This window comes from Maribacter thermophilus (assembly GCF_001020565.1).
Taxonomy (GTDB): domain Bacteria; phylum Bacteroidota; class Bacteroidia; order Flavobacteriales; family Flavobacteriaceae; genus Maribacter; species Maribacter thermophilus.
Genome location: NZ_LDAS01000001.1, coordinates 537,543 through 564,102, shown reverse-complemented (window position 1 = coordinate 564,102; position 26,560 = coordinate 537,543). Strand labels below are relative to the sequence as shown.

23 protein-coding genes are annotated in these 26,560 nt (G+C 36.9%); 17 read left to right on the top strand and 6 right to left on the bottom strand.

Annotated features, from left to right (window positions below; translation table 11 throughout):
- Positions 1-8: 8 nt before the first annotated feature.
- On the bottom strand, positions 9-425 hold the full coding sequence (locus AB657_RS02370) for a DUF2141 domain-containing protein (protein WP_052958604.1): 417 nt from the start codon (positions 423-425) through the stop codon (positions 9-11).
- A 366-nt stretch (positions 426-791) separates the two neighbouring features.
- Here AB657_RS02370 and AB657_RS02365 point away from each other — a divergent pair, with 366 nt between their 5' ends.
- Positions 792-1,511, top strand: a complete 720-nt coding sequence (locus tag AB657_RS02365; protein ID WP_047247750.1) for a hypothetical protein — start codon at positions 792-794, stop codon at positions 1,509-1,511.
- Between the two features lie 36 nt (positions 1,512-1,547).
- Here AB657_RS02365 and AB657_RS02360 read toward each other — a convergent pair whose 3' ends face one another.
- Entirely contained in the window at positions 1,548-2,168 is a 621-nt protein-coding gene (locus AB657_RS02360; RefSeq protein ID WP_047247749.1) for a LysE family translocator, read from the bottom strand.
- Positions 2,169-2,276: 108 nt separating this feature from the next.
- On the opposite strand from AB657_RS02360, the gene AB657_RS02355 reads away from it, so the two are divergent.
- Complete coding sequence (locus tag AB657_RS02355) at positions 2,277-3,158, top strand: LysR substrate-binding domain-containing protein (RefSeq protein WP_047245028.1); 882 nt, start codon at positions 2,277-2,279, stop codon at positions 3,156-3,158.
- A gap of 66 nt (positions 3,159-3,224) precedes the next feature.
- Here the strand turns inward: AB657_RS02355 and AB657_RS02350 are convergent, their stop codons facing one another.
- Positions 3,225-3,902, bottom strand: coding sequence for a class I SAM-dependent methyltransferase (locus tag AB657_RS02350; RefSeq protein ID WP_047245027.1), 678 nt, complete (start codon positions 3,900-3,902; stop codon positions 3,225-3,227).
- A gap of 116 nt (positions 3,903-4,018) precedes the next feature.
- On the bottom strand, positions 4,019-4,642 hold the full coding sequence (locus tag AB657_RS02345) for a YqaA family protein (RefSeq protein WP_047245026.1): 624 nt from the start codon (positions 4,640-4,642) through the stop codon (positions 4,019-4,021).
- 214 nt (positions 4,643-4,856) lie between these two features.
- On the opposite strand from AB657_RS02345, the gene AB657_RS02340 reads away from it, so the two are divergent.
- Both AB657_RS02340 and AB657_RS02335 read left to right on the top strand, forming a co-directional pair.
- The gene (locus AB657_RS02340) at positions 4,857-6,410 is read left to right on the top strand and encodes an NAD(P)/FAD-dependent oxidoreductase (RefSeq protein WP_047245025.1); all 1,554 of its coding nucleotides are present in this window, start codon (positions 4,857-4,859) and stop codon (positions 6,408-6,410) included.
- A 64-nt stretch (positions 6,411-6,474) separates the two neighbouring features.
- Entirely contained in the window at positions 6,475-7,791 is a 1,317-nt protein-coding gene (locus AB657_RS02335; RefSeq protein WP_047245024.1) for a DEAD/DEAH box helicase, read from the top strand.
- 80 nt (positions 7,792-7,871) lie between these two features.
- Here the strand turns inward: AB657_RS02335 and AB657_RS02330 are convergent, their stop codons facing one another.
- The gene (locus AB657_RS02330) at positions 7,872-8,603 is read right to left on the bottom strand and encodes a response regulator (RefSeq protein WP_047245023.1); all 732 of its coding nucleotides are present in this window, start codon (positions 8,601-8,603) and stop codon (positions 7,872-7,874) included.
- Positions 8,603-10,561: a tetratricopeptide repeat-containing sensor histidine kinase gene (locus AB657_RS02325; protein WP_047245022.1), complete on the bottom strand. Its 1,959-nt coding sequence runs from the start codon at positions 10,559-10,561 to the stop codon at positions 8,603-8,605. The genes AB657_RS02330 and AB657_RS02325 overlap by 1 nt, the downstream gene beginning before the upstream one ends.
- A 188-nt stretch (positions 10,562-10,749) precedes the next feature.
- Here AB657_RS02325 and AB657_RS02320 point away from each other — a divergent pair, with 188 nt between their 5' ends.
- From AB657_RS02320 to AB657_RS02260, 13 genes are all read left to right on the top strand, one after another.
- The gene (locus tag AB657_RS02320) at positions 10,750-11,280 is read left to right on the top strand and encodes an ester cyclase (protein ID WP_047245021.1); all 531 of its coding nucleotides are present in this window, start codon (positions 10,750-10,752) and stop codon (positions 11,278-11,280) included.
- Between the two features lie 76 nt (positions 11,281-11,356).
- A complete protein-coding gene (locus AB657_RS02315; protein WP_047245020.1) occupies positions 11,357-12,052 on the top strand; it encodes a Type 1 glutamine amidotransferase-like domain-containing protein in 696 nt (231 codons plus the stop codon).
- A gap of 550 nt (positions 12,053-12,602) precedes the next feature.
- Positions 12,603-13,019 (top strand): nuclear transport factor 2 family protein, encoded by a 417-nt coding sequence (locus AB657_RS02310; protein ID WP_047245019.1) that lies wholly within the window; start codon positions 12,603-12,605, stop codon positions 13,017-13,019.
- A 25-nt stretch (positions 13,020-13,044) separates the two neighbouring features.
- Positions 13,045-13,557, top strand: a complete 513-nt coding sequence (locus tag AB657_RS02305; RefSeq protein WP_047245018.1) for a RidA family protein — start codon at positions 13,045-13,047, stop codon at positions 13,555-13,557.
- A gap of 251 nt (positions 13,558-13,808) precedes the next feature.
- Entirely contained in the window at positions 13,809-14,036 is a 228-nt protein-coding gene (locus AB657_RS02300; RefSeq protein ID WP_047245017.1) for a hypothetical protein, read from the top strand.
- Positions 14,029-16,179 (top strand): sensor histidine kinase, encoded by a 2,151-nt coding sequence (locus AB657_RS18135; protein ID WP_232304832.1) that lies wholly within the window; start codon positions 14,029-14,031, stop codon positions 16,177-16,179. Before AB657_RS02300 ends, AB657_RS18135 begins: the two co-directional genes overlap by 8 nt.
- Positions 16,180-16,185: 6 nt before the next feature.
- Positions 16,186-18,315, top strand: coding sequence for a sensor histidine kinase (locus tag AB657_RS18130; RefSeq protein WP_052958602.1), 2,130 nt, complete (start codon positions 16,186-16,188; stop codon positions 18,313-18,315).
- Positions 18,316-18,321: 6 nt separating this feature from the next.
- On the top strand, positions 18,322-21,975 hold the full coding sequence (locus AB657_RS17920; RefSeq protein WP_157491554.1) for a sensor histidine kinase: 3,654 nt from the start codon (positions 18,322-18,324) through the stop codon (positions 21,973-21,975).
- A 17-nt stretch (positions 21,976-21,992) separates the two neighbouring features.
- Positions 21,993-22,367, top strand: coding sequence for a response regulator (locus tag AB657_RS02280; RefSeq protein ID WP_047245016.1), 375 nt, complete (start codon positions 21,993-21,995; stop codon positions 22,365-22,367).
- 4 nt (positions 22,368-22,371) lie between these two features.
- Positions 22,372-23,412 (top strand): adenylate/guanylate cyclase domain-containing protein, encoded by a 1,041-nt coding sequence (locus AB657_RS02275; RefSeq protein WP_047245015.1) that lies wholly within the window; start codon positions 22,372-22,374, stop codon positions 23,410-23,412.
- A 23-nt stretch (positions 23,413-23,435) separates the two neighbouring features.
- Positions 23,436-24,062 (top strand): Pycsar system effector family protein, encoded by a 627-nt coding sequence (locus tag AB657_RS02270; RefSeq protein ID WP_232304831.1) that lies wholly within the window; start codon positions 23,436-23,438, stop codon positions 24,060-24,062.
- Positions 24,063-24,136: 74 nt separating this feature from the next.
- Positions 24,137-25,630, top strand: a complete 1,494-nt coding sequence (locus AB657_RS02265) for a M28 family peptidase (protein ID WP_047245014.1) — start codon at positions 24,137-24,139, stop codon at positions 25,628-25,630.
- 51 nt (positions 25,631-25,681) lie between these two features.
- Positions 25,682-26,431 carry a DUF6090 family protein gene (locus AB657_RS02260; RefSeq protein ID WP_047245013.1) on the top strand — a complete coding sequence of 250 codons (750 nt, stop codon included), beginning with the start codon at positions 25,682-25,684 and terminating at the stop codon, positions 26,429-26,431.
- Positions 26,432-26,560 lie beyond the last annotated feature (129 nt).

Genomic DNA, 26,560 nt, shown 5'->3' with positions numbered 1-26,560 from the left:
TAACTTTTTTATAATTGAATATGTTGTTTTACGACTTTGTCGGTAATATAAAATTTGGCATCCTGCCATTTTGGTGGCCCAAACCTCGCCGGTGCATTATTTGAGCACCCTACGGTCTCTCTCGGAATTCCCATAAAAGTCTTTAGCTTACCGTTATTGTCCTCATCATGAAAGACAGAAATGGCGTATTCCCCTTCGGGAATATCCTTGAAGGTGGCATTTGCCTTTCCGTCATTTATGGCACTATAGGTGCCCTTGTAGATTTTTTTTAACCATTGGTCATCGGAACTATAGAGCCCTATGACCATTTGGCCCTCGTTGCTTTCCACTCCTGCTATTTCCACCTCTATGACCCCAGATCTTTTACTTTGGCCCATGCCCATTGTTACGTACATAAAACAAATAACGGCGAGAAAGTTTTTCATAAGATTTTATTTAAATATGTTATCTGTCCAAAAGTGAGGTAAAAAGCTGTAATCGTAAAAAAAGAAATACCCAACTGTCGATATTGATGGATGTACTGTAATCCTATTTTGCGAACAGATCGTTCATCACAATTTTGGTTTTAGTTATATTCACCTATTCCGTAAAAAAAAAATTCGCATTTTTGAAAAACATAAAAGATCGTTCAGTGGTCTTGGCAAGACCTCTGATTTGTTAAAAAAGTAAACAACGCCCCATTAAACAAAAGCAACCGAAAAAAGGCCTATAAGTACGAGCAAACAACATATTACTTCAAAAAAAATATCGCAGCGAGTATCGCTGGCCTTTTTCTCTAACCATCTATGGACATGGACAAAAAGAAAGAAAATTTTATCTTAAAAATCTATTCGTTGACCTTAACCTCTATATTGGTTTTCTTGGCACTTTCATCTTTTAACCAACAATCTTTAGAGAAAAAATTCGACGAAATAACTGTAGAAAGAATCAATATCGTTGAACCCAACGGAGATTTAAAAATGGTTATAAGCAACAAATCAAAACAACACCCCGGTATGTTCGATGGAAAAGTACTGTTCGGAGAACGGGCAAGACCGGCCGGAATGATCTTTTTTAATGAAGAACAAGACGAAGTAGGAGGAATACTCTACCAAGGTAACAAAAAGGACGGGGCATCATGGATACTATCTGTAGACCAATATAAAACAGATCAGGTAATGCAGATGAGATACCTAAAAAACAACAACGGAAATGCTAGGTACGGTATTCAATTTTGGGATAAGGACGAAGATGTAACCATGCCCGTAATCGCAAAAAAAATGGATTCGTTAAAAAGTAACGGGCATACCATGCAAGAAGCCATAGAAATAATTAAAAATTCTAAAAAAGGCGCCCCTATCACCGCCGAAAGAATGTTCATAGGAAAAACGATGGATAAGGACGCGGGAGTATTTATACAGGATAAGATGGGAACGGACAGACTTAAAATCTATGTAGACGACCAAAACACCCCTAGAATAGAAATATTGGACGAAAAAGGAAATGTTATTAAAAACCTCACCGCCGAATAAATAGTCCACATTATAGAACAACGAAACGAAGTAGGCTCATATTAATATAATATGAATTCCCATGATTACGAAAACGAGTCCGCTTATTTTGTTTATCCATAGGCCCATTTTTGTATTGTTTTTAATTTTTACCGAAAAAACACTAGCAAAAAATGTCAAGGTCAAATACCAAACTATTCCAATTGATGCATATGTAACACCAAGCAGAATATAAGGTATTGGATTTTCTAGTTGGGTCGGTGAAATAAACTGGGGAAAAAACGACAAAAAGAATAATGCGACTTTCGGATTTAAAGAGTTGGTCATAAAACCAGACCAAAAATCATTTTTAGAGCTATGTTTTACATTTTCCGATACTTCTGCCAATAGACCGTTCTTGTTTATAAGCTTTGACAAACCAAGGTAAACTACATATAAAGCCCCAACATATTTGACCATTGTAAAAGCAAGGTCGGATTGCGATAATAAAACCGACACTCCGAGAGCCCCTAAAAGAGTATGGCTCATAACCCCTACATTTATTCCGAACGTAGCAAATACACCCGATTTTCTCCCTTGACTTATAGATTTGTTCAGAACAAAAACAGTGTCCATCCCAGGTGTCATTACAAATAGTAAGGCGGTTACCAAAAAAGTGATAAAATTCTCTACCCCCATAATTCCCTGTTTTATTAGGTATCTATATTTTATAGGACAAAAGAATGATTTTGACTTCAAGAATTAAATACTTAGTTTCGATCAACTAATGCATAAAACGCATTAATTATGACGATTCAACAAATAAAATACTTTTTAACCCTGGCCAACGAGCTTCATTTTTGGAAAACGGCCGAGAAGGTATACATATCACAATCTACCTTAAGTAGACAGATTCAATCCCTTGAAGACGAGATTGGGGTACAACTTTTTAAAAGGGACAAAAGAAACGTAAACCTCACGGATGCCGGCAAATTTCTACAAGAACAATGGACTGCTATTATTCATAATCTGGACCATATACACAAACAGGCGAAAAGAATTGATCAAGGAACCTATGGTTTTGTCTCCATATCTTACCCTGGATCCATCGCTTTTAGCTTTCTTCCAAAATTTTTGGAAACCTTAAACACAAATCTCCCCGACTTAAAATTGGAACTGACAGAACCTACAGATGAAAATCACGAAAAACTACTGCTCGATTATGAAACGGACATAGCCTTTAACAGGGACGAAATAAAAAATGCGCACATCAACTCATTAAAACTATACTCTGAACCCATTTGTTTGGTAGTTCATAAGAACCATTGGTTGTACAACAATCCATTAAAAGATTTAAGTGACCTAAAGAATGAAAAATTCATTATGTCGGGCCTGCACCGTACTACCTTATTCGCCTCTCTACTAAGAAGTCTTTTCGACAAACATGCCTTTGAGCCAAAAACGATCATTGAATCCGATTTTGGGGGAATGATCCTTAACCTGGTATCCAAGGGACTAGGCATTTCTATACTTCCATACTCGTTTAAATATGCCAATACACAAGATGTAAAATTTATTCAACTGGAAGAAACTATCGATCTATACGTAAACTGGCGAAAGAACGAACCGAACAAAACAATAGAAAAGGTGCTTGAATACACGAAACTTATCGCCAACAACAATTCATAAATTCCAAAATTACACTTTAAAGTATAGGATACCTTTTGTACTCCCTTTCTAAAAGAAAAAAACACTTTAAACCGTTTTGTACAAAGTGGTGACTATACGCCCTTTGCCATTATTTAATACAACGGACAACATTTCTTTTTCGTCCTTTACCTTAAAATTAAAAGGAGGCGCCAAAAGATCAATACCGCTTTGTTTTTTTAATCTCGTTCCTTGTCCCGAAATAATATCTTTATTGGGTTCAAAACCTCCTTCTGGTACATGTTCTGTAAGTACCACATATTTATAATCGGCCAACTTGGACACCACTCTTTTTACCTCTGCATTGGATAAATGCTGCAATACCTGCCGTACAATGGCGCAATCCGCCACCGGCAAATCGTCCGTTGCTATATCTATACAATAAAATTCGAGGTTTTTCCTTTTGAATTCTTTCTTGTTGTGCGCTATTAGGTTCGGTACTATATCTACGCCGATATATTCCGATGTATATTCCGTTAACTGTTTTCCAACGTTAAAATCCCCACACCCTAAATCGCAAACTACAGGGGGAGTCTTGAAGCTCGATAAAAATGATTTCAATACCCTTACGTAAGGACTTACAATTTCGGCACAATGTGACCCTTCTCCCGAATAAAAGTCAGATTCGCCCCTACCCCAAAGATTCATCTCATAAACCTGAGCCATAGCGTCTTTGGTGGGCCAAGGTTTTTTATTTTTTTTACCTATGTTATCCTTTTTATCCATAAGTTTTCGAAGACCTTGAATCAACTATAGACCCAACCATTTACAATTACTATTGACATATGGCAAGGCCAAATACACCATTGTAAAGTAAAAACCTAGAAATGCCTATTAATGAACTAATTGAACGCCTTAAAAATAATAAGGCCATAAATAAGAAACCGTGCATATCTAAAAAGTGCCCACAACAAGTATTGCCTAAAACTATATTTGATAAGACCAGAGGCCAAACTTATTATTGAATGTGGTAATGGCGATACTGCTCCGAGAACAACAAAAACACCGCCCCATTTTCGCAAATTAACAATATGCTTATGAATTTTATTCTCTATATGGTTCTTAATAGAAGGTACTAACGACAAACGGCGGCCAATAAAATAAGAAATAATACCCCCTATATAAGATATGGTCGCCAATATGAACAAAAACAACCACGGGTTGACCGATTTTGATGCCCATGCAATGAATATTTCTGGAGGCACTATGCCCAAAAACGTTTCCGATGCCAAAAAGAACGCAAATATCACCATTGGCGAATAGGACGCGACCAAATTGTTCAGTATTGAATTAAAATCTAAAAAGAAGACTTCTAGACCTATCAATAATAGTACAAATGCCCCGATTACAATACCTCCTTTATAGGCTGTACTTTTAAGAAAGGGATAAAACCGCGTTATTTTGTAATAGCGATTTAATAAAGATAACCTTTTAAGGGCGTTATTATATAATGTATTTTCTGTCATTACTGATTATAACGTTATGTTCTTTCATCAATGATATCATTGAAAACGTTTCTTTGTCCCAAAAAATATTCTTCATAACCAATTTTTGGGACTACAAATCTATAACAAATTAATGTCCATAAATATTAACAAGGTGTAAATTAACTTTTTCTATAGACGAAAGAATATGATTTTTTGGATAAGGCTATCCTATAATTTACTTTAATTTTGTCGCATGGTCAAAACCCTACAATTAAGATTAACACTCGAAGAAGAAGCAATAGAGGGCTATCTAAAAGCCAAGGCCGCCAAATACCTATCACTTTCAGAATCCAGTTTTAAATTAAAGGTGCTCCGCAAATCCATAGACGCGCGCAAGCCTACCATATATTTTAATTATAAGCTTCAAGCTTTTATTGGGGAAGATGTTCCAAAATCTTCTGAATATACCTTTGACTATAAGGACGTTTCCAAGGCGAAACCTATTCATATTATAGGGTTTGGCCCTGCAGGTATGTGGGCTGCACTGCGCTGCCTAGAGCTAGGTTTTAAACCCGTTGTTTTGGAAAGGGGTAAAAATGTCAAAGATAGAAGAAGGGACCTAAGAGCTATAAACCAAGACCATCTGGTAAACGAAGATTCCAACTATTGTTTTGGAGAAGGGGGAGCAGGCACCTATTCCGACGGTAAACTATATACCCGAAGTTTAAAACGTGGAGATGTAAGAAGGGTTTTCGAAAGCCTGGTACACCACGGTGCTACGGAGCGTATCTTAATAGATGCCCACCCCCACATTGGCACCAACAAACTGCCCAAAATAGTTCAAAACATTCGAGAGACCATTATAGACCATGGTGGAGAAGTTCATTTTAACACCAAAGTGACCGATTTTAACATTGTTGACAAGCGATTAAAATCGATCATTCTAGAAAATGGAAACGAGCTGCCGGTACAAAAGGTTATTTTGGCTACGGGCCATTCGGCGAGGGATATTTTCTACCTACTCCATTCAAAAAAAATAACCTTGGAAGCCAAGTCCTTTGCTATGGGGGTTAGAGTAGAACATCCGCAGCATATTATAGACGCTATACAATACCATTGCAGCGGAGACAGAAACGAACTTTTGCCCGCAGCGGCCTACAGCTTGGTGCAACAGGTAAAAAATAGGGGCGTATATTCGTTTTGCATGTGTCCAGGGGGCTTTATAGTACCTGCAGCAACCGCGCCCGGCGAAATCGTGGTAAACGGTATGTCCCCTTCTAAAAGAAACAATATGTTCGCCAATTCTGGTATTGTAGTCGAGATCAACAGCAACGAAGACCTTTTTAAATATGAAAAATTTGGAGCCTTAAAGGGGTTGGAGTTTCAAAAAAACCTGGAACGCTTGGCGTTTACTGCCGGAGGGCGCACACAGACCGCACCCGCACAACGCTTAACGGATTTTGTAGAAGGAAAATTATCGGCCGACCTAAACCCTACTTCGTACCAACCGGGGTTAAAATCGGCTCCCCTACATTCGCTCTTACCCAAATTGATAGGTAGCCGATTAAGGGTGGGCTTCAAAGAATTCGGAAAAAAGATGTTGGGTTACTATACCAACGAAGCCAATATTGTAGGGGTGGAATCCAGAACCTCATCGCCTGTTACCATTCCTCGAAGCTCTACTTTAGAACATCCAGAAATTTTAGGGCTCTACCCCTGTGGTGAGGGAGGTGGCTATGCCGGTGGCATTGTTTCCGCGGCCATGGACGGTGAGCGCTGTGCAGAGGCTGCAGCGGCAGCACTTTAAGCGTTTTTCAACTAAAAAACCATAATCAAAACTATTAGACTACCTTTGCAGCTTATTATAATACATGACATTTAAAGATTTATCCCTAGCGGAACCCATTTTAAAAGCACTTGAAAAAGAAGGATACACCAACCCCACTCCCATTCAAGAACAAGCGATACCCATTTTATTAAAACGAAAAGACCTTTTGGGAGTAGCCCAGACAGGTACCGGAAAAACGGCTGCCTTTGGCATCCCCATCATCCACCATTTGTACGAAGGTATAAGCCTTAGGGACAGCAAAAGAAAAGTAAAGGCCTTGGTGGTCACCCCTACCCGCGAACTCGCTATACAGATCGGCGAGAGTTTTACCGCCTACTCTAAATTCACCGGGCTTAAGAACACCGTTATTTTTGGCGGGGTAAAACAAGGTAAGCAAGTAGATACCCTTAAAAAGGGCGTAGACATTCTTATTGCCACTCCAGGGCGACTATTAGACCTTATGAACCAAGGTTATATATCTTTTAGGGACCTAGAGTTCGTGGTACTCGATGAAGCCGACCAAATGCTGGACATGGGCTTTATACACGATATAAAAAAGATTATTGCCAAATTACCCCCTAAAAGACAATCACTGTTCTTTTCTGCCACTATGCCCAACACCATAGTAGAATTATCGAAAACCATGTTGGGCGATTTTGAACGTGTTACCATTAAACCACAACAGGCAACAGCAGAAAAAGTGGAACAAGGGGTTTATTTTGTTAGTAAACAGAATAAACCCAAACTGCTTATACACCTGATCAAAGAGAAAGGCTCTGCCTCTGTACTGGTGTTTTCACGTACAAAGCACGGTGCCAATAAAATTGTAAAAAAATTGGCACAGGCAGGTATAAAATCTGCGGCAATACACGGCAACAAATCTCAAACCGCGCGGCAAAAGGCATTGGGAGATTTTAAAGACGGTAAGCTAAAAGTATTGGTTGCCACCGATATAGCGGCAAGAGGTATAGATGTAGAGGAACTTTCACTGGTTATAAACTATGACCTCCCCAACGTTTCTGAAACCTATGTACACAGAATAGGAAGAACTGGTCGCGCAAGCGCAAGCGGTATCGCCCTATCTTTTTGTGACAAAGATGAAAGGCCTTATTTACGCGATATTGAAAAATTGATCAAACAACAGGTGCCTCGTATGCCAGAGCACCAATTTGTGGATAACGATACAAACCAGCAAGTCGAAGAAGATACCAGACCGGCCCCAAGACCCAAGGGACAAGGAAACCCACGGAATAAGAATAGAAACCGAAACAGGCCTGGTGGCAATAACTTCCGAGGAAAGTACAATAGAAATACAAACAAAAAAAATTCTAACCGAAATACTTCAAGAAATAGCGATTAATCTAGAGTTTTCGCTTTCAAAATAAATAATGAGGCTTTCATGTTATTATATAACTTGGAAGCTTTTTTATTAGGGTAGATTTAAATAGTACGTATTCGGTTTAACAAAAACACCTTGTGCGATTTACCAATGGGTATCACCTTTCTACCAATCTCTAAATGTCGGTCTGCCAATACATCCAATTTTGATATGTTAATGATATAAGACCGGTGCACCCGAACAAAATTGGCACTTGGTAGCTTTTCTTCCATCACCTTGAGCGTACAGGTAAGTAAATGATTTACTTTAGAGGTAATTAACGAACAGTAATTACGGTCGGCTTCAATATATAATATATCATCTAAAAGCAGTTTTTCCATTCTTCCGTTATGACGGACAAAAATACGATCGTCAAGTACCTCAATTTGTTGTCCACTTTGGTCGGTCTGCGTAGTTTCTTTTAACTGCCCTGCGACCAAGGCTATTGTTCTTTGTAAACTTAATTTATTAAAAGGCTTGGTTATAAAGGCTTTCGGATGGGTCTCTTTTGCTTTTTCAAAAGTTGCATCATCACTATTTGCGGTAAGATATATAACAGGAATATCCCTTTCTTTTTGAATTGCCTTGACCGTACCTATACCATTTAGGTCTCCTTTTAGATTAATGTCCATCAACAAAATATGGGGCGACTGCTCCCTAACGTGCAAGACGGCCTCTTCTCCCCTAGGTATAATACCCGTTACCTCGTAACCCAAACTTGTTAGTTGAATAGATAGGTTGGCGGCAATTATCATATCGTCCTCAACTATCAATATTTTAATAGTGTTGTTCATTAGGCTGCTTTTACATTTTGAAATTGAATTTGAACAGATGTGCCATGATCTGTCAACAATACCATTTTTCCATCTAATTGCTTTACCAAAAGGTTTACCAAGTGCGTCCCAAACCCTGTTCCTTTCTTTAGGTTTTTATTGAATAAGCCTACACCGTCATCCCTTACCAATAAAACGAGCTGACCGTTATTTTTTGCCAAGCTCAAAACAATGTTGCCCTTGTTGTTATTTGGAAAAGCATATTTTAAAGAGTTTGTTATCAACTCATTGACTATTAATCCTATAGGTATTGCTACATCTATCTCCAATTCAACCTCATCCATTACAATATTCACGTCTATTTGTTCTCCTTTACCAAAAGAGTGTATGATATAATCACTTAGATTATTAAAGTAGTCTTTCATTTCTATGGTAGCCAACTTTTCTCCCAGATATAGTTTTTGATGAATCATGCCCATACTATGAACTCTCTGTTGGCTTTGTTCCATGGCCTCTAAAATTTCGGGGTCTTCTATTAACGATGCTTGTAGAGACAGTAGGCTAGAAACGGTCTCTAGATTGTTCTTTACCCTATGATGTATTTCTTTGAGCAAAAACTCCTTTTCAGCATTCTTACTCTCTAAAAGTTTATTCTTTTTAATATTGTTGGAAATTGCCTTATAGGCCAACAACAGCAACAATAGCAACAAGAACGTAATAACGGTGATCAATTGTTGCCGTGATTGTTGCTTTTTAATTTGGATCTCTTGTAAGGCTATGGTATTTTCCTTTTTTGCCACATCGAACTCCGTTCTTAATTCTGATATACGGTGATCCGCCTCTGCGGTGAAAACTTCCCTTTTTAAGGAATCATATTCAGAAAATGCGTTGTACGCATTTTTATAATCCCGTTCATTTGCATAGGCATTTGCCAATTCTTTATACGCATCACTTAAATAATAAGCATCGCCAAAATCTTTTGTTGCCACTTTTAGAGAGGTGCTTATACTTTTAATGGCTTCCGAATAATTTTCTTGTATATTCTGTAATTTACCAACCGCAAGCCAAGAACGCATTATCATAAAATTATTCTCCAAGAGTTCTGCATACTTAACTGCATTTTTACCGGCTTCACTAGCATTATCATACTCACCTAAATAGGTGTAAAGCTCTACCAACGATATATAAACATCACTTAGGTTATTATAAAAACCATAACGTTCACCAATTATGATCGCTTGTTCATAATATCTACGGGCTTCATGGTAATTCTCCAATGCCAGATAATTATTTCCGGTGACATAAAGTGTAAAGTCATAATCTAAATCTGTAATGCCCCATGTCTCAAAAAGTTCTAAGGAACGTAAGCCATATTCTAGACCCGATTCATATTTGCCCTGTTTCCAAAAAAGGTTGCTTAAATCGCTGTAAGCCATGGCCATTGCTTTGGTATTGTTATGCTCTACACCTAATTCCATTGACCTTATGGCGTAGTCCGCAGCCTTGTCCAATTGGCCCCTTCTTTCGTAAACATAGCCCAACTGGGTATTCAAAAAAGCTAAATCTGATGAATGTACTTTTGTTTTTGCGGACTCGAGAACTATTTCGGCGCTATCCAATTTTTCCAATCGCAGAAGAATGGCGCCTTGTGTAACCTGAAATCTACCATACCATAAAGTATCGGTCTGGGCCGTATATTCCAGTCCTACTTCGGTAAAAGCCAACGCCTTGTTTAAGTTTCTAGTATGCCAATAATACCCGAGGTCGTTAAGCATAGAAAACCTAATGGAATCTTTCTTTACCTTGCTATAGTTTTGCTCCAAGGTATCTAGGTAAGAAGCTCCAAAATTGTCTGTTTCAACAAAAACCTTTGTATAAGGATGCTTGCTTTTTAAATCTACGATCTGACCATAGGAAAAGTCCAGTCCGAAAAAAGACAACAGAATTAAGGGATGTATGATATACTGACCGACTCTCATTTCACTGGTTGATTCTCACCGGGGAAAATGAGATTGCTTTAAATGTACAACATTCTCCCCAGTTTTTTGTTGGATCAAAAATTATCGTTATTCGGACAGTTTACATATAATCCCATCCTAATATATATTGATTTTCAAATGGTTATACCTTATTTCATAATTATAAAAAACCTACCTAAATCTCATTTATGAAATATCTTGGCTTTACAATAACCGTATTTGTGTTGTATACGGCATGTAGAGATACGTCTTCACTTGAAAAAAATGACCTATCCGATAATACAGCACTTCACGTTTCTACCTTAAAAAAGAACACAAAGAAGTACTTAAACGCATGGAGCGAGTATGATACATTGTTGCTAAAGTCGGTTGCCATACAAAAATTTGTGCGCAACGTAAACGGCGAAAATATTTCTTATGACCGCCGCCAACTTTTTAGATCTATGCATTTTTGGAACAGGGCCATGCCCGACCTTTCTGTGGTGGATAAAGAAATTACCGTAGTTGAGAACAGAACTTATGTTAATTGGGAATGTCATGGCACCAATACCGGAATGTTAGGAGATACCCCACCAACCGGTAAAGTGGGCCAAACAACGGGCATTAGCATTCTTACATTTGACGATGCGGGTAAAATAGTACATGAAGTTACCTATTTTGATATGCTAAGTTTTATGAAGGACTTAGGCTACACCCTGTCCTTACCTGTAATGGAATAAACCTAAAAGCTATGCTCTTGATAAAAACATGGCCACATACTTTTAATTCAGTTATAGAATCAATTAATTTGCCTGTATGAAAAAACAGCTCTTAGTGTACGGTAGTGGCAGGCATACCGTTCCATTTTTGAAATATATGGCCGCAGCGACCGGTAAAGAAAAACCGAACCTTTGCTTTATACCTACCGCAAGTGGAGAAGATCAAAACTATATAGATTCTTTTTACGAGGTTTGTTCACATATTAATGTAACCCCCCATGTCTTAACCGTTTGGATAAACTCTTATGACCAAAAGGAGTCATTTGATGAGATAATTTCAAAAATGGACGCTATTGTAGTAGGCGGGGGAAACACTTTGAACATGTTGGCCATTTGGAAGGCCCAAGGCATTGATGTTGCTCTTAAGAAAGCTTATGATAACGGAGTTGTTATGGGCGGTGGAAGTGCTGGCTCTTTATGTTGGTTCAACGCCGGTACTACAGACTCTAGACCCAAAGAGTTGAGTATTGTTGAAGGTATGCGGTTTATAGATAAAAGTCATTGCCCTCATTACAATTCAGAAAAATCAAGAAGACCTTTGTACCATAACAATATTATTACGGGCAAGCTGACAGATGGGTATGCATGCGACGATCGATCCGCTATACATTTTATTAATGGCGAGGTTAATTGCTCTATTTCTTTAGACAGTGAAAATCACTCATACTTTGTTTACTTGGACAATAAAAACAACATCGTAGAAGAGCTTATACCCGGTACCATTGTTTCATAAATACTACTATTAAGTAATAGCCCCCTTTTCTTTTATGTTTCCACGCCATGTTACCGCTATCGAACATGTGCGTTTACTTCCGTATGTTTTATAATCAATCGGTTACCGAAAAAAACAAGCCGTCCGCTCAATAGTGGGCATAGATACTTAGATAAGTTAAAATGGCCATTCGGACAGTAAGAGCTCTCATCCGTCCTTGTTCAATTGTATTTAAGACCTTATTTGAGGTTCTTTAAAACAATGTTCCACACATAACAGACTAATAAAAAAACACAAATGGCCTACCAGAACAATATGCTTACGAATAATAAACAAAATTGTAACGAACCCCATAAAATAGTTCGTTCTGCGAAGAATCGAAGCTATTTAGCAAGGTAAATAACCATTCTAATTAAAACCATTAAAGTTGGCAGACGTGTTTCGGGGGAAATTATTGTACATCTGACAGGGTTAAAACAATTATGTTTTTACAACCAACAACCTGTTTGATTACAAATTAAGTCTGCCACTTTTTTTAAAACCTATACCAAAGGACCAAAAGAGAATATAAATGAAAAACCAAACTACCAGCATTAATCTAAAAGTTATAGATGCCCTGTACAAAGCCTTTACAGAGGGCGACATCCCTACCGTTTTAGGGTTAATGGACGAAAAAATAATATGGAACGAAGCCGAGGGCAATGCCTTGGCCATTGGCAATCCATACATTGGGCCGGAAGCAATTTTAAACGGTGTTTTTATAAAACTGGCGGAAGAGCATGAGTATTTCAACACAAAGAATGTAGAACTTCATGAAATGTACGATGACAAAGTACTCGCTACACTCAGGTACGATGCCAAACGAAAAGGCAATGGTGCACTCATTAATGCACAGGCAGCCCACTTTTGGACCATAAAATCAGGGAAGATAGTGGCCTTTCAGCAATATGTAAATACAAAGCAACTGGCAGATGCCGCAAACAAATAATGTAACATAAAAAACCTTCAATTGTATGAAAAACAAAGCATTTCTTAAGCCCGTATTGTGCCTCGTTTCCATTGCTCTCCTGTGCACTGCATGCAACCAACCCAAAAAAGAAATAGAAAAGAAGGCTACCATCACGAAAGTTACTGCTGAAACTCCCGAGTATTTTTATTTACGTCCAGAGGTCGAAAAAACATTTGGGTATACGCATGCCGTAAAAATTGGAAATGATATAAAAATATCGGGGGCGGTTAGTATGGATGCCGATGGCACCCCTACCGCAGTAGGAGATTTTGAACAACAAATGATCAATTGCTACTCGGACCTAAATAAGATTCTAGAACATTTTGGATGCACTTTCGACGATGTTATTGTCGAAAATGTGTTTACTACCAACATGCCCAAGTTTTTAGAGGTCGCTGCGTACAGAAACGAAATTTACAAAAAACAATTTCCCGCGGGATCTTGGCTAGGAGTCAAAGAACTGGCAATGCCTGAGTTTTTAATAGAAATAGAACTAGAAGTTTATAAAAGTGAATAAAACTATCTTGTTTCATCATTAATATCGAATTAATAAACAAATACACTAAAATTCCCATACCAACTGGTAAACGGTAATGGTTATTTGTGTATTTTAAGGGCGTAAAATCCCCTTTTATTTTTCTGATTCACAACAAGTTGCCAATTACCCCTGATTTACAGCTGTATTTGTTTTGCTTTGGTTGAAAAATTAAATAGATAAATGAATTTGTAATCAGTACGATTTTTTGAAACCAACCACCAATTAAGTGCATGAAACCAGCTGTAAAAGTGGAAAAACAAGTTTTAGAAGTTTATAATAAATGGCTCTATAGTTATTTAAACGGCGATGTAAAAACCAATACCTCCATTTTCAATGTTGATACTTGTTTTACCGGTACTTCCGTCAATGAGGCGTTTTTGATTTGCTCTACTACCTCCAATTTCTTTACTACCATTATTGAACTAGGTTCAACCATTAACTTAAGAATCAATGATTAAACAATCCCTCCTATTCATTACCCTATTTTTCTATATGCTATTTACGGCAAGAGGACAAGAAAACCCGGTAGAGAAAAATGGATTGGCACTCGATACAATTATACATTTTACCAAAGCAGATGTTGATCCTCTTTTTGGTTTAACGTTAAGAAATAGAGAAGGTTGGATTTTTAAATCGGGCAATGAAAAAGATTCATCTCCTATCAACATTGATTTAGCTGGCTGGGAACGATTTAGTCCTTCTCAGATAACTAATGATATGGCAGATAGTGCTGGAAAATTTGAAGGATGGTTCAGATTGCAGTTTACTATTGATAGTGCTATAGCAAAGCTTCCTCTTTATTTAGATAAAGAAGATCATGCTGCAGAGGATATTTATTTAAATGGAAAGTTATTCCGCCAATTTGGCGAAAAAGGAAAAGACCGAGCATCCTTTAAAGAACATATTCAAGATTTTGAAATTAGAACCCCAATATTTTTAGAACCTGACACCGTACATACATTAGCCATACATTATGTTGACTATGGTACTTATGGAAACATTTCCAAAGTAGTTCCAGTGGGTTCAACCAGAATTGTATCCAACGAGTATTTTGACTATATGAGTTTGTTAAGCTTTAAAGCTTTATTTGACATTTATAGTTCTTTAATTTTCGCTATTCTTTTCTGGCTTCTCTATATTCTAATTAGAGATGAAAAGGAGTTATTCATAATTGCTCTTTTTACTACTGTGATGTTCCTAGAGTTTTTTAGTTCAGCATTCTATGGTGGAGATAATTTATTCTTTACCCTACCTTCTAACATCATGATTCCATTATATTATGTCCGTGATATTTTATTTTTCTTCTTCCCTATATTATGTCTTTTATTCGGCTATAGGATGCTATATGGAAAACTTCAAAAATGGCTGATTCTATTTTGTTTAGTTGCACCTTTAGGCATGTATTACAGTTTTCAATTTTACCTAATTACTGTAATTGGGATTGCCATTTTCTTACTCATTTTCGCATTAAAATCCAGAAAAAAAGTAGTGTCTGTCCGGGTAGTCATGTTTAGTTTATTTTTATCGTATACTATATCTTTTCTTGGTCTTATGATACGATGGTTCTCTTTTGGCGATCATCTTAGTTTAAGATTGATTTTCGTAAACGGTGACTTAATTGGTAAAGGTATTCTTTATCTTGGAATGTTAGCATTTGTCGCTTATCGCATGAGAGAGAAAAATGAGAATATGCGTCAAAATGCAATAGACCTTGTAAAGGTTGAAGCTGAAAAGAGTGCGCTAATTACTTCACAAAATGAAAAGTTAGAATTAAAAGTAAAAGAAAGAACATCAGAATTAAATCAATCTTTAGAAGAATTAAAAGCCACCCAATCTCAACTTATTCAATCCGAGAAAATGGCTTCACTTGGAGAGTTAACTGCAGGCATTGCCCACGAAATTCAAAACCCTTTAAACTTTGTCAATAATTTCTCTGAAGTAAGTAACGAGCTTATTGATGAAATGAACGAGGAATTGGATAAAGGGGATCTTGAAGAAGTGAAAGCTATTTCATTGGATATCAAGCAAAACCTTGAGAAAATAAACCATCACGGCAAACGTGCGGACAATATTGTAAAAGGTATGCTTCAACATTCTAGAAGTAGCAGTGGCACAAAAGAACCTACGGATATCAATGCACTTGCAGATGAATATTTACGCTTGGCCTATCATGGTCTGCGGGCAAAAGATAAATCATTTAATGCAGAACTCATTACCGATTTTGACGAGAGCATTGGAAAAGTAAATATTGTACCACAAGACATGGGGCGGGTAATTCTCAATTTGATTACCAATGCGTTTTATGCGGTAAACGAGAAAAAACAAAGAGATGTTAGTTTTAAGCCCATAGTAACTGTCAGTACCAAAAAGTCTGATGAACATATCACCATTAGTGTTTCTGATAATGGTGATGGCATTCCTGAAAAAGTCAAAGAGAAAATATTCCAACCCTTTTTCACTACAAAACCTACCGGGCAAGGTACCGGCTTGGGTTTAAGCATGAGCTACGATATTATTACTAAGGGGCATAGTGGTGAATTGCTGGTGACAACACAACAAGGTGAAGGAACCACTTTTAAAATCATTTTTCCTTTAATTTAAATAGCAATGAAACGCATATTATACATTATTGGTTTTCTTCTACCGTTGACAATTTTTAGTCAAGAGGACAAAGTGTTAGTCATTACAGATAGTACTGTTGCTGATAATTGGATGATTCTTGGAATGGATTGGCGTTTTCAAAAAGGAGATAATATATTATGGGCTAATCCAGAATTTGATGACTCTACCTGGAATGAATTCTCTAGTAATAACTTAAATCTGCTTGATGGAAAAAACGTAATTGCAGATAGGGGCGAAATTATATGGTTGCGTAAACGTATTATGGCAGACCAGTCGTTAAATGATGCACTGGTTTTAAATATCTTTCAAGAAGGAGCATCAGAAATTTATTTAGATGGCAAACTAATTCACCAATTGGGTAATGTAAGCTCTAACAAGGATGAAGTTATCTACCATAATCCATTTAGCCAAGTGCTTCATTTACCTTTAGAGATAGGCAAGGAACAAATTTTAGCTGTACGTTTTGTCAATGCGCAATACAAATACCCTATCTACTACCATCATAACGGACTAATTAGAATTTATATATCCTCTTTGCGTAATGCCAATTCAACTGATGAGGTAAAGAATAAACGTGTAGCTTTTTTTCAACAATATATCAATAATTATAATATCTCACTTGGTCTTGCCATTCTAATGTTTATTATTTTCCTATCGTTTTTTATTTTCTTTCCTAAAGAGAAAATTAACGGTTATTTTTCTGCCTCTTTATTATTCTTAATTCTATTTACATTAGGAGTATTGTCGTTCTATGATAATACTGGTACTTATTTTTGGCTCACGTTTTATTTTGACACTTGCATTCTTATTTCAAGCCTTATCCTTTTATTTTGTTTTTACAAAATATTAGAACAGCCTATAGACCTTGTTTTTAAAGCTATTAGTTTTTTATGTTTTATAACTATAGGTTGTTACTTTTTATATAATCCAGACGCGTTGGGGCCTATCTGGTCAATTTTCTATTATGCTGGTATTATACGTTTAAGTTTAAAATCTTGGAACAAAAATAAAGTTGCCAGCTTTTTATTTTTAAGTGCTAGTTGTATTGAACTTGTCTTTTGGATTTTAATGATATGTTTTTATACGGGTTTAGTAAATCAGCGCATAGATAAATTTATTCCTTTTGCTTTTATGCTTATCCCTGTTGTTTTAGCTATCTATTTAGGTTACGCATTTGGAAAGCGCAGTCAAGATTTAAGATTAAATTTAAATCGTGTCCAAGAATTATCCAAAGAAAAAGAATCCATTTTATCTCAACAAAAAAATACTTTAGAGCAACAAGTCAAGGAGCGCACAGCAGCACTTAATCAATCTTTAGATGATTTAAAAGCTGCCCAATCCCAACTCGTGCAATCTGAAAAAATGGCAAGTTTGGGTGAACTCACCGCTGGGATTGCCCACGAAATTCAAAACCCTTTAAACTTTGTCAATAATTTCTCTGAAGTAAGCAGCGAACTTGTTGATGAAATGAACGAGGAATTGGATAAAGGAGATCTTGAAGAAGTGAAGGCTATTTCGTTGGATATCAAACAAAACCTTAAAAAAATAAACCATCACGGCAAACGCGCGGACAATATTGTGAAAGGTATGCTTCAACATTCTAGAAGTAGCAGTGGCACAAAAGAACCTACGGATATCAATGCACTTGCAGATGAATATTTACGCTTGGCCTATCATGGTCTGCGAGCAAAGGATAAATCATTTAATGCAGAACTCATTACCGATTTTGACGAGAACATTGGAAAAGTAAATATTGTACCACAGGACATGGGGCGGGTAATTCTCAATTTGATTACCAATGCGTTTTATGCGGTAAACGAAAAAAAACAAAGAGATGTTAGTTTTAAGCCCATAGTTACTCTCAGTACCAAAAAGTCTGATGAACATATCACAATTAGTGTTTCTGATAATGGTGATGGTATTCCAGAAAAAGTTAAAGAGAAAATATTCCAGCCCTTTTTCACCACCAAACCTACCGGTCAAGGTACCGGCTTGGGTTTAAGTATGAGTTATGATATTGTAACGAAAGGGCATGGAGGTAAATTAATAGTAGAAACGTCTGAAAACAAGGGAACCACCTTCATTATAGAATTGCCAAACTCAACCGATAACTAGACCAGTATGAAGAACATAACATTAATAAGACCAATATTCTTAATCAGTATCTTTTACGGTCTATTTCTGATTTCTTGCCACAAACAAAGCAAGTCTGAAGATGAAACTACGGTGGGTGATTATAAAGTTCCAAAAACCATTCCTTTACAATTTACGGAACCAGAACCTTTTGAATGGGAAATTATAACCAACGACACGCTGACAACTCCTATATCGTATGATTTAAATGTGGATGCCTTGCCCAGCAAACCTTTTGAACTAAACACGTTTAAACCATTGAAGTCTCCCATGAAGGAGTATGATCTGGATTGGAATAATTTTCAGACAGAAAAAACAATACTCGATTCTGTTTCATTTACTATTACTAAATCTACTATAAAAAAACCGACCATTACCAAAATGAAACCCCCAGCGAATGTGGCCGGTACTCACGTAAATCTTTTACAACTTTCAACAAATGAAGGATTGCCCTCTAATGACATTACTTCCTTTTTAGAAACTGAGGATGGTGGTATTTGGATAAGTTCATCTTCTTCTGCATCACCATTAACACTTTATGACGGTGAAAATGCATTTATCTATGACTACAATACAGTCTATAAAATGGAATTGGACAAACAAGGCAAACTTTGGTTGGTTAGACCTGCAGATCGCATAATCAACGTATTAGATTTTGATAATAATATAGAATATACAATTACCAGAACTGAAAATTTTACCCCATTCGATATTCTTTGCGACCATACCGGAACTATGTATATAGCATCTCTAAACGAAGGCTTCTATACTATTGATCCGGAATTAAAAAATTTGCAAAAAGTAAGCAACGTAAATAGTAATAAACCCTGGAGACTTTTTGAAGACAGTAATAAGAACCTATGGTTAGGTTTTACAAATCATCTTGCGGTCATAGGCAAAGATAGAAAGGAACTTAAAACACTTTCAAAGATAGCAGATATTGAAATAAACTCCATAGTTTGGGATATTACAGAAGATCAAACAGGTAACATTTGGCTTAATTATCCGTATCCATTTGCTACCAATAACACCGCTTATCCCAGGGTTTTACGGCTTTCATTAAAAGAAAATACCGTAAAAATATTAGACCCGGAAAATGGCTACAGCATAATAGGCACCGAATTGGAACAAGATAACGAAGGTAACTTCTGGATCTTGGGAGCCAAAGAGGCGTTTATATTAAGTAATAATCTGGAAAAACACAAAACAATAGCTTTAAACAGCGCACTACAAGGCTCTCTAAAGATTCCTAGACCCTTAAAAAGAAATGATGGCTCGTTATGGATTGCCACTACGGATAATGGAGTGCTAATAACCACGAATTACACTTTACAAACAGAATATTTTGATGATACAAGAGGTCTAATAAATGAGGAAATCTGGGAAATAGAAGAAGACTCAAATGGTGACATATGGTTAGGAACAGCTGCGGGAATCAATATTATCAACTTAAATAAAAATACTATAAAAGCCCTAGGTTTTGATCTGTTACGGGGCAATACGAACACAATTAGTTTTATTAAAGAGATTACACCAAATATGTACTTTATAAATACCAGAAATGGCTTTTCTATTCTTGATAGGAAAAAAAGTAAACTAACTTCATACGTCAATTCTGCCGATATTTTTGGGGCAGGTATTGCAATTATTAATGAGATTACTTTTGCCATATATACCAATACAGGCCTGTATATCTATAATATTGAAAACAACAGCTTTAAAAAGGTAGTTTCCAAAAATGACCCTGATATTTTAATAGCGGGAAGCGGATCCATAATGGTTTATGATAAAGAAATTCTTTGGACCCCTACTACGACGAACGGGTTAGCCAAAATAAATTTAAAAACGAACACCATAAGCTACCTAAGAGAAGAACAAGGTCTTAGCAATAACAATGTATCCACAGCCAAAATTTCTAATGAAGGAGAGCTATGGTTAGCTACCTCAAATGGTATTAACATACTTAACTTAGAACAAAATACCCTTACCTCAATAAAGAAAGAAAACGGACTATACCCTACAGATTTTTATGATCTGACAGAAAAAGGAGGTATGATGTACGCTGCTAGTGGTAATGGCTTAATTGCCATGGAAAAAGCCACTGCAAAAACAACAGATAAAGGCTTCTACAATTTTAATGCGGGACTTGGTTTTAAATCGAACGATTATTTACAAAATTCACCTCTATTTTTAAAAAATGGCCAGTTTTGGTCTGGCCTCACTAACACCTCTAATGAATGGAAGCTACTTGTACTCAATGCAGAACCTCAACCTGATAGTACCATAAGTACCGTTCTAATTAACAATATGTTTGTTATGGATGAAAACCCGGGGTTCGGGTTTAACCTTAAGAAAGATTCTACCAAGGTGCAACCTTCAACATATGCACACACTAATAGCATTACTTGGGATTCGGTAAAACGCCCTTATAATATTCCTAAAGGCCTTACCCTACCCTATGACCAGAACAGCGTTAGTTTTAGCTATGGCAGTGATGCTATATTCAACAGGGATAAATTAACCTATCGTTTTATTCTAGATGGTGAAGATAAAGATTGGAGCTATGCCGCAAACGCCACAAAAACCAAGAACTATTATAATTTAAAACCCGGTAATTACACCTTTAAAGTAGCTGTTAGAAATGGTATTAGCGGCTGGTCTACACCAGATACACTTTCATTTAAAATAAATCCACCATGGTGGCAAACTTGGTGGGCATACTTAATATTCGGTTTAATTGCAGCTAGTATTTTAAGGGCTTATATTGTTTTTAGGGCCAGAAAATTAACTAAAGAGAATAGAATCTTAGAAGAGCGTGTTAGTCATAGAACGGTTCAGCTTAAAACAAAAATCGATGAGTTAAAGTCCACCCAATCCAAATTGATTCAATCTGAGAAAATGGCAAGTTTGGGTGAACTTACCGCAGGTATTGCCCACGAAATTCAAAATCCGTTAAACTTCGTCAACAACTTCTCTGAAGTGAATAAAGAACTTCTAGAAGAAATGGAAGAAGAAATTGAGAAAGGCAACTATGACGAAGTAAAAGCGTTGGCCAAAGATGTTTCTGATAACGAGGATAAAATCATTTTTCATGGCAAGCGCGCCGATGGTATCGTAAAAGGAATGCTGCAACATAGCCGTAGTAGCACCGGTCAAAAAGAAATGACCGATATTAATACTTTATCAGATGAGTACTTACGCCTAGCCTACCATGGTTTACGGGCAAAGGACAAAAGCTTTAATGCCACGTTGAATACCGATTTTGATGATACTATCGGTAAAATAAATATTGTTGGGCAAGATATAGGGAGGGTTATTCTCAACCTTATTACCAATGCCTTTTATGTGGTAAAAAAGAAAAAAGAAGAAAACCCCAAAGGGTACGAACCTACCGTTTCGGTAAGTACAGAAAAGAAAGATACTATGGTATTCATAAAAGTATCGGACAATGGTAACGGAGTGCCTAAAGAGGTATTGGATAAAATATTTCAGCCCTTTTTCACTACTAAACCTTCTGGTGAAGGTACCGGACTTGGACTATCATTAAGTTATGATATCGTAAAAGTGCATGGTGGTGAATTAACAGTTGATACCAAACAGGGAGAAGGCACCACTTTTACCATAGCATTACCAATAAAATAACCACAAAAAACCACCTTATGAAAATATTAGTTGTAGATGACGAACAAGATGTAAAAGTGCTTTTTCAACAGCGTTTTAGAAAAGAAATACGAAAAGAAGAATTAGAGTTTGTATTTGCCTTTTCTGGCGAAGAAGCCTTAAACTTAATGAAAGCAATGGAACATGAAGCGGTATTGATTTTATCCGATATAAATATGCCCGGCATGAGCGGACTGGAATTGTTAGATACCATCAAAAAAAATTACGTAAAACCGCCTCCAATGGTTATGATGATTACCGCCTATGGAGATGATGAAAATAGAACTATGGCAAAAAATCTAGGTGCCGATGACTTTCTTACAAAACCTTTAGACTTTTCACTTCTAAAAGACAAGCTGATAACCTTAACATAAGACTATGGCAAAAATAATGGTAGTAGATGATGAGACGGACTTGGAGATACTCATCAAACAAAAATTTAGAAAGCAAATACGGCAAAACGAATATGAGTTTGTCTTTGCCGTAAATGGAAAGGATGCCTTGGATAAGCTTGCTGAACACCCAGGGGTGGATATTGTTTTGAGTGATATCAACATGCCAGAAATGGACGGTCTTACCCTACTCTCAGAACTACATGAATCCAGTCCGCTTATCAAAGCTGTCATTGTATCTGCCTATGGTGATATGGAAAATATTCGTGTGGCCATGAACCGCGGTGCTTTTGACTTCATCACCAAACCTATCAATTTTGAGGACCTTACAGTGACTATGGAGAAAACCTTAAAACATGCCAAAGAAATTCAAAAAACCTTGCAGGCAATTAAGGAAAATAATATCCTTAAAATGTATGTGGATGAGAACGTGCTTAATTTCATGGGAGGGCAAGAGTACGAGTCCAAGATCATGGCCAACGAAAGCATTGAAGGCACGGTCATGTTCGTAGATGTATGCGGATTCACAAAAATTAGTGAAACTACAAGTCCGGATGTAGTCGTCACCATGCTCAATACCTATTTTGATGCCATGGTGAAAGAAATTATGGAACAGAATGGCATTATAGACAAATTTATAGGAGATGCCGTGATGGCCGTTTTTAGGGGCGAATATCATTTAGACCGTGCCATTGATGCCGCATTGGCCATAAGAAACCAAGTAAACAGTCTTCCTGTTGAGGAAGGCCAAGAAACATACCAACCAAAGGTTTCCATAGGTATAAAAAGTGGGGAAATGATTTCCGGAAATATTGGTTCAGCTACCCTTAAGCGTCTAGACTACACTGTTATAGGAGACTCGGTAAATACTGCTGCCAGGTTACAAGATGCCGCTAAAGAAAATCAAATTATTATCTGCGAAAGTTGCTATGAACAGGTAAAAGAAGCTTTTAAATGTGAAAACTTAGGCAGTATTAACATGAAGAACAAATCGCAACCACTCACGGTGTACAATGTGATAGAATAGCCAGTTACAATAAATTAAAATCCATGACCAAACCATCGAACAATAAAAACCAAAAAACGGCTGCTAAAGAGCAAGTTCACAATCCCTTATCCGCTTTTGAGAAAGGTCTTTTAGATGAATTAAAATCCAAAGGTCATTCAGAAGAATTGGTCGATCATTATTGGGGCACCATCAATTATGTATCCGGACTCATAAAGGCCTCAGAACTAAAAGCGGGGCTTATACTTTCCTTTTACGGTATTATTTTAAATTTTATCTATCAAAGTGCAGCCCCAGTAATGCATTCGCTCTCCAACGCTGTTTTTTTCTATATACTCATGGGACTTTGGTTTGTAGCTACGGTAGTTTCTATCTTTTATAGCGTACGGTGCTTTATTCCAAAGCTTGAAGGAAACTACAGCGACAATGTATTTTATTTTGGAGATGTTATTACCAAGTTTGGCACCATTAAAGAGTTTTCAAAGAAGTTTTACAATGTAAGCATTAACGAGAAAGAGGTTTTTGAACAATTGGGAGAGCAGGTCTATATCAATTCTAAGATCTCTGCGTGGAAATTTAGAAACGTACAACGGTCAATTAGGTTTTTAGCCATTAGCCTTGTGCTACTATTAATAACAGCAGTTTATTATGGCGTGCTTAGAATCATGTAACTATAAGCATACACCTCTAAAAACACAGAAATAAATATTAAAATTAACGTCAAATAACCATTAAAATGAGAACTATGAAACCTTTACTACTGCTTGTAACTTTATGCTGTACCACCTTAGTTATTGCTCAGACAGATTTAGAAAAAGCGGCAATGACCGTTGACAAGAACGAAATAGAAGGGCATATTTACTTTTTAGCGGATGACGCCTTAAAGGGTAGGGCCACTGGTACTAACGAGTTGAAGATCACAGCTTCTTATCTTGCAAATAGCTTACGTAGTTATGGGGTAAAACCACATCCGGCAACCAATTCATATTATCAGACATTCAACCTTTTACAAACGGCAGCTCCGAATCTTCTTAAAACAACTATAAACGGCGAAGACCACCCACATAGTATTGCTGTAGAAGCAAAAGCGGTCGCCCTTTCTGGAGAAGCCGAATATCTTGGTTTTGGTACCGAGAACGATTATAAAGGAAAAAATGTAAAAGGGAAGCTTATCATCGTAAACGGGGGAACCCCAGAATCTTCCGATGCCAGAGCTGTATATGGTGCCCATAAGGCAAAACAGCAATTGGCAATTAAAAATGGTGCTATAGGTATGATAGAAATGACTTTGCTAGAAGAGGACTGGTGGTCTAGAATTTCTCATTTTATGGGAGAAAATGTAAAGATTCCGGATGCAACCGATACAGAAGGTTCAAAAAATGATTTCATTCATCTTTGGGTAAATACAACAGCAGAAAAATTAAGTGCATTCAATGCTTCCAAGTTATCCTATTCTATTGAAAACGACGGAAAGAAAGAAAAAACACTGGTCACCCAAAATGTTGTCGGGGTATTAGAAGGGACAGACCCAAAACTTAAAGATGAATACGTTATGTATTCTGCCCACTACGACCATGTAGGTATTGGAAAACCAGACACCGCGGGAGATAGTATTTATAACGGTGCCAGAGATAATGCCATAGGTACCACCGCCGTTTTAAGTATGGCCAAGAATATTGGCAAGTACCCTACTAAACGGTCTGCCGTATTCATTTTTTTTACGGGTGAGGAAAAGGGATTGTTAGGCAGTCGATACTACGTAGAGCACCCCTTGTTTCCTCTAAAACAAATTGTTTATGGTTTCAATACCGACGGTGGTGGCTATAACAATACCAAATTGGCCACCGTAATCGGTTTAAACAGAACAACGGCCAAAAAACACATTGTTGCGGGAGCGGCCGCTTTTGGTCTTGAAGCTATTGATGACCCTGCTCCCGAGCAAGGACTTTTTGACCGCAGCGATAATGTCAGCTTTGCCAAGGTAGGAATACCTGCTCCCACCTACTCCACCGGTTTTGATGCTTTTGATGATGAAATAAACAAATACTACCACCAAGCCGGTGATGAGGCCGATAGTTTAGATTATGACTACCTATTAAAATTTTATCAGGGGTATGTACTCTCTGGTAGATTGATAGCCAACGATCCTGAAACGCCTTTTTGGGTGAAAGATGATAAATATGAAGCGGCAGCCAATGTTTTGTACGGTAAAGTTCTTGAAGCTTCTATTAAAAATTAAAACCCTCTAAAACAAAATTATTTGAAGCCGAGAAATCGTAACGATTGACCAATGATTAATTTCTTTAGAAAAATCCGTAGAAACCTACTCGCCGAAGGCAAAGTCTCCAAGTACCTAAAATACGCCATAGGTGAAATTATTCTCGTTGTTCTTGGTATTCTTATTGCACTACAAATCAATAATTCGAACGAATACAGCAAAAGCAAAAAACTAGAATTGAATTATCTAAAGAACATTCAAGAGGATATACTATCCGATTCTTTATATTTTGAAAGGAGTTGGTTTAAAAGAAGTGGTAAAAAAATACAAGGTTTAAATAAAGCTAAAAATTACTATCTGAACGGTATAATACCAACCGATACCACCACATTTATAAACGATGTAGCTTATGGCGGCATTTTTGGCATCGGCAGGCTTACCCCTAATGACAGAACTTATAATGAATTATCAAGTACAGGTAATATTAGCCTAATCTCAGACCAAGACATTCGTGATGAGATTGTTGCGTACTATTTAAATTTAGAATTCTTATATGAATATGGGGCAGATGCACGGAGTGATTATCCGCATTTTATGAACTCATATAAAGTATTTAACCCTAAATTTCCAGATTCAGTAAGTCCCGCCGAAATCCCCATTCTTTTAAAAATGATGCGTAAGGATAAATTTTACCAACTCACAAATTTAGAATTAACCTATGCCTATTCCATTCTAAATAGGCTTGAGTATGCTAAAAAAGATGCTTCACTCTTATATCAAAAAATAGAAAATTATTTAAATAATCATGAAATAGAAGAATAAACCTAGATATACAAGCCACTCTCGTAGTTCTATTTTACGGTAATTGCCTAAAAACAACCAACAAAAAAAAACAGCTTAAAAATGTTCAATCCATAGATGCCACTTTTAAAGCCAATGATAGCGGTACCT

Bases quoted from the DNA above. Each gene is read 5' to 3' on its own strand.
- AB657_RS02370 (WP_052958604.1), bottom strand. From the start codon at position 425: ATGAAAAACTTTCTCGCCGTTATTTGTTTTATGTACGTAACAATGGGC.
- AB657_RS02365 (WP_047247750.1), top strand. From the start codon at position 792: ATGGACAAAAAGAAAGAAAATTTTATCTTAAAAATCTATTCGTTGACC.
- AB657_RS02360 (WP_047247749.1), bottom strand. From the start codon at position 2,168: ATGGGGGTAGAGAATTTTATCACTTTTTTGGTAACCGCCTTACTATTT.
- AB657_RS02355 (WP_047245028.1), top strand. From the start codon at position 2,277: ATGACGATTCAACAAATAAAATACTTTTTAACCCTGGCCAACGAGCTT.
- AB657_RS02350 (WP_047245027.1), bottom strand. From the start codon at position 3,902: ATGGATAAAAAGGATAACATAGGTAAAAAAAATAAAAAACCTTGGCCC.
- AB657_RS02345 (WP_047245026.1), bottom strand. From the start codon at position 4,642: ATGACAGAAAATACATTATATAATAACGCCCTTAAAAGGTTATCTTTA.
- AB657_RS02340 (WP_047245025.1), top strand. From the start codon at position 4,857: ATGGTCAAAACCCTACAATTAAGATTAACACTCGAAGAAGAAGCAATA.
- AB657_RS02335 (WP_047245024.1), top strand. From the start codon at position 6,475: ATGACATTTAAAGATTTATCCCTAGCGGAACCCATTTTAAAAGCACTT.
- AB657_RS02330 (WP_047245023.1), bottom strand. From the start codon at position 8,603: ATGAACAACACTATTAAAATATTGATAGTTGAGGACGATATGATAATT.
- AB657_RS02325 (WP_047245022.1), bottom strand. From the start codon at position 10,561: ATGAGAGTCGGTCAGTATATCATACATCCCTTAATTCTGTTGTCTTTT.
- AB657_RS02320 (WP_047245021.1), top strand. From the start codon at position 10,750: ATGAAATATCTTGGCTTTACAATAACCGTATTTGTGTTGTATACGGCA.
- AB657_RS02315 (WP_047245020.1), top strand. From the start codon at position 11,357: ATGAAAAAACAGCTCTTAGTGTACGGTAGTGGCAGGCATACCGTTCCA.
- AB657_RS02310 (WP_047245019.1), top strand. From the start codon at position 12,603: ATGAAAAACCAAACTACCAGCATTAATCTAAAAGTTATAGATGCCCTG.
- AB657_RS02305 (WP_047245018.1), top strand. From the start codon at position 13,045: ATGAAAAACAAAGCATTTCTTAAGCCCGTATTGTGCCTCGTTTCCATT.
- AB657_RS02300 (WP_047245017.1), top strand. From the start codon at position 13,809: ATGAAACCAGCTGTAAAAGTGGAAAAACAAGTTTTAGAAGTTTATAAT.
- AB657_RS18135 (WP_232304832.1), top strand. From the start codon at position 14,029: ATGATTAAACAATCCCTCCTATTCATTACCCTATTTTTCTATATGCTA.
- AB657_RS18130 (WP_052958602.1), top strand. From the start codon at position 16,186: ATGAAACGCATATTATACATTATTGGTTTTCTTCTACCGTTGACAATT.
- AB657_RS17920 (WP_157491554.1), top strand. From the start codon at position 18,322: ATGAAGAACATAACATTAATAAGACCAATATTCTTAATCAGTATCTTT.
- AB657_RS02280 (WP_047245016.1), top strand. From the start codon at position 21,993: ATGAAAATATTAGTTGTAGATGACGAACAAGATGTAAAAGTGCTTTTT.
- AB657_RS02275 (WP_047245015.1), top strand. From the start codon at position 22,372: ATGGCAAAAATAATGGTAGTAGATGATGAGACGGACTTGGAGATACTC.
- AB657_RS02270 (WP_232304831.1), top strand. From the start codon at position 23,436: ATGACCAAACCATCGAACAATAAAAACCAAAAAACGGCTGCTAAAGAG.
- AB657_RS02265 (WP_047245014.1), top strand. From the start codon at position 24,137: ATGAAACCTTTACTACTGCTTGTAACTTTATGCTGTACCACCTTAGTT.
- AB657_RS02260 (WP_047245013.1), top strand. From the start codon at position 25,682: ATGATTAATTTCTTTAGAAAAATCCGTAGAAACCTACTCGCCGAAGGC.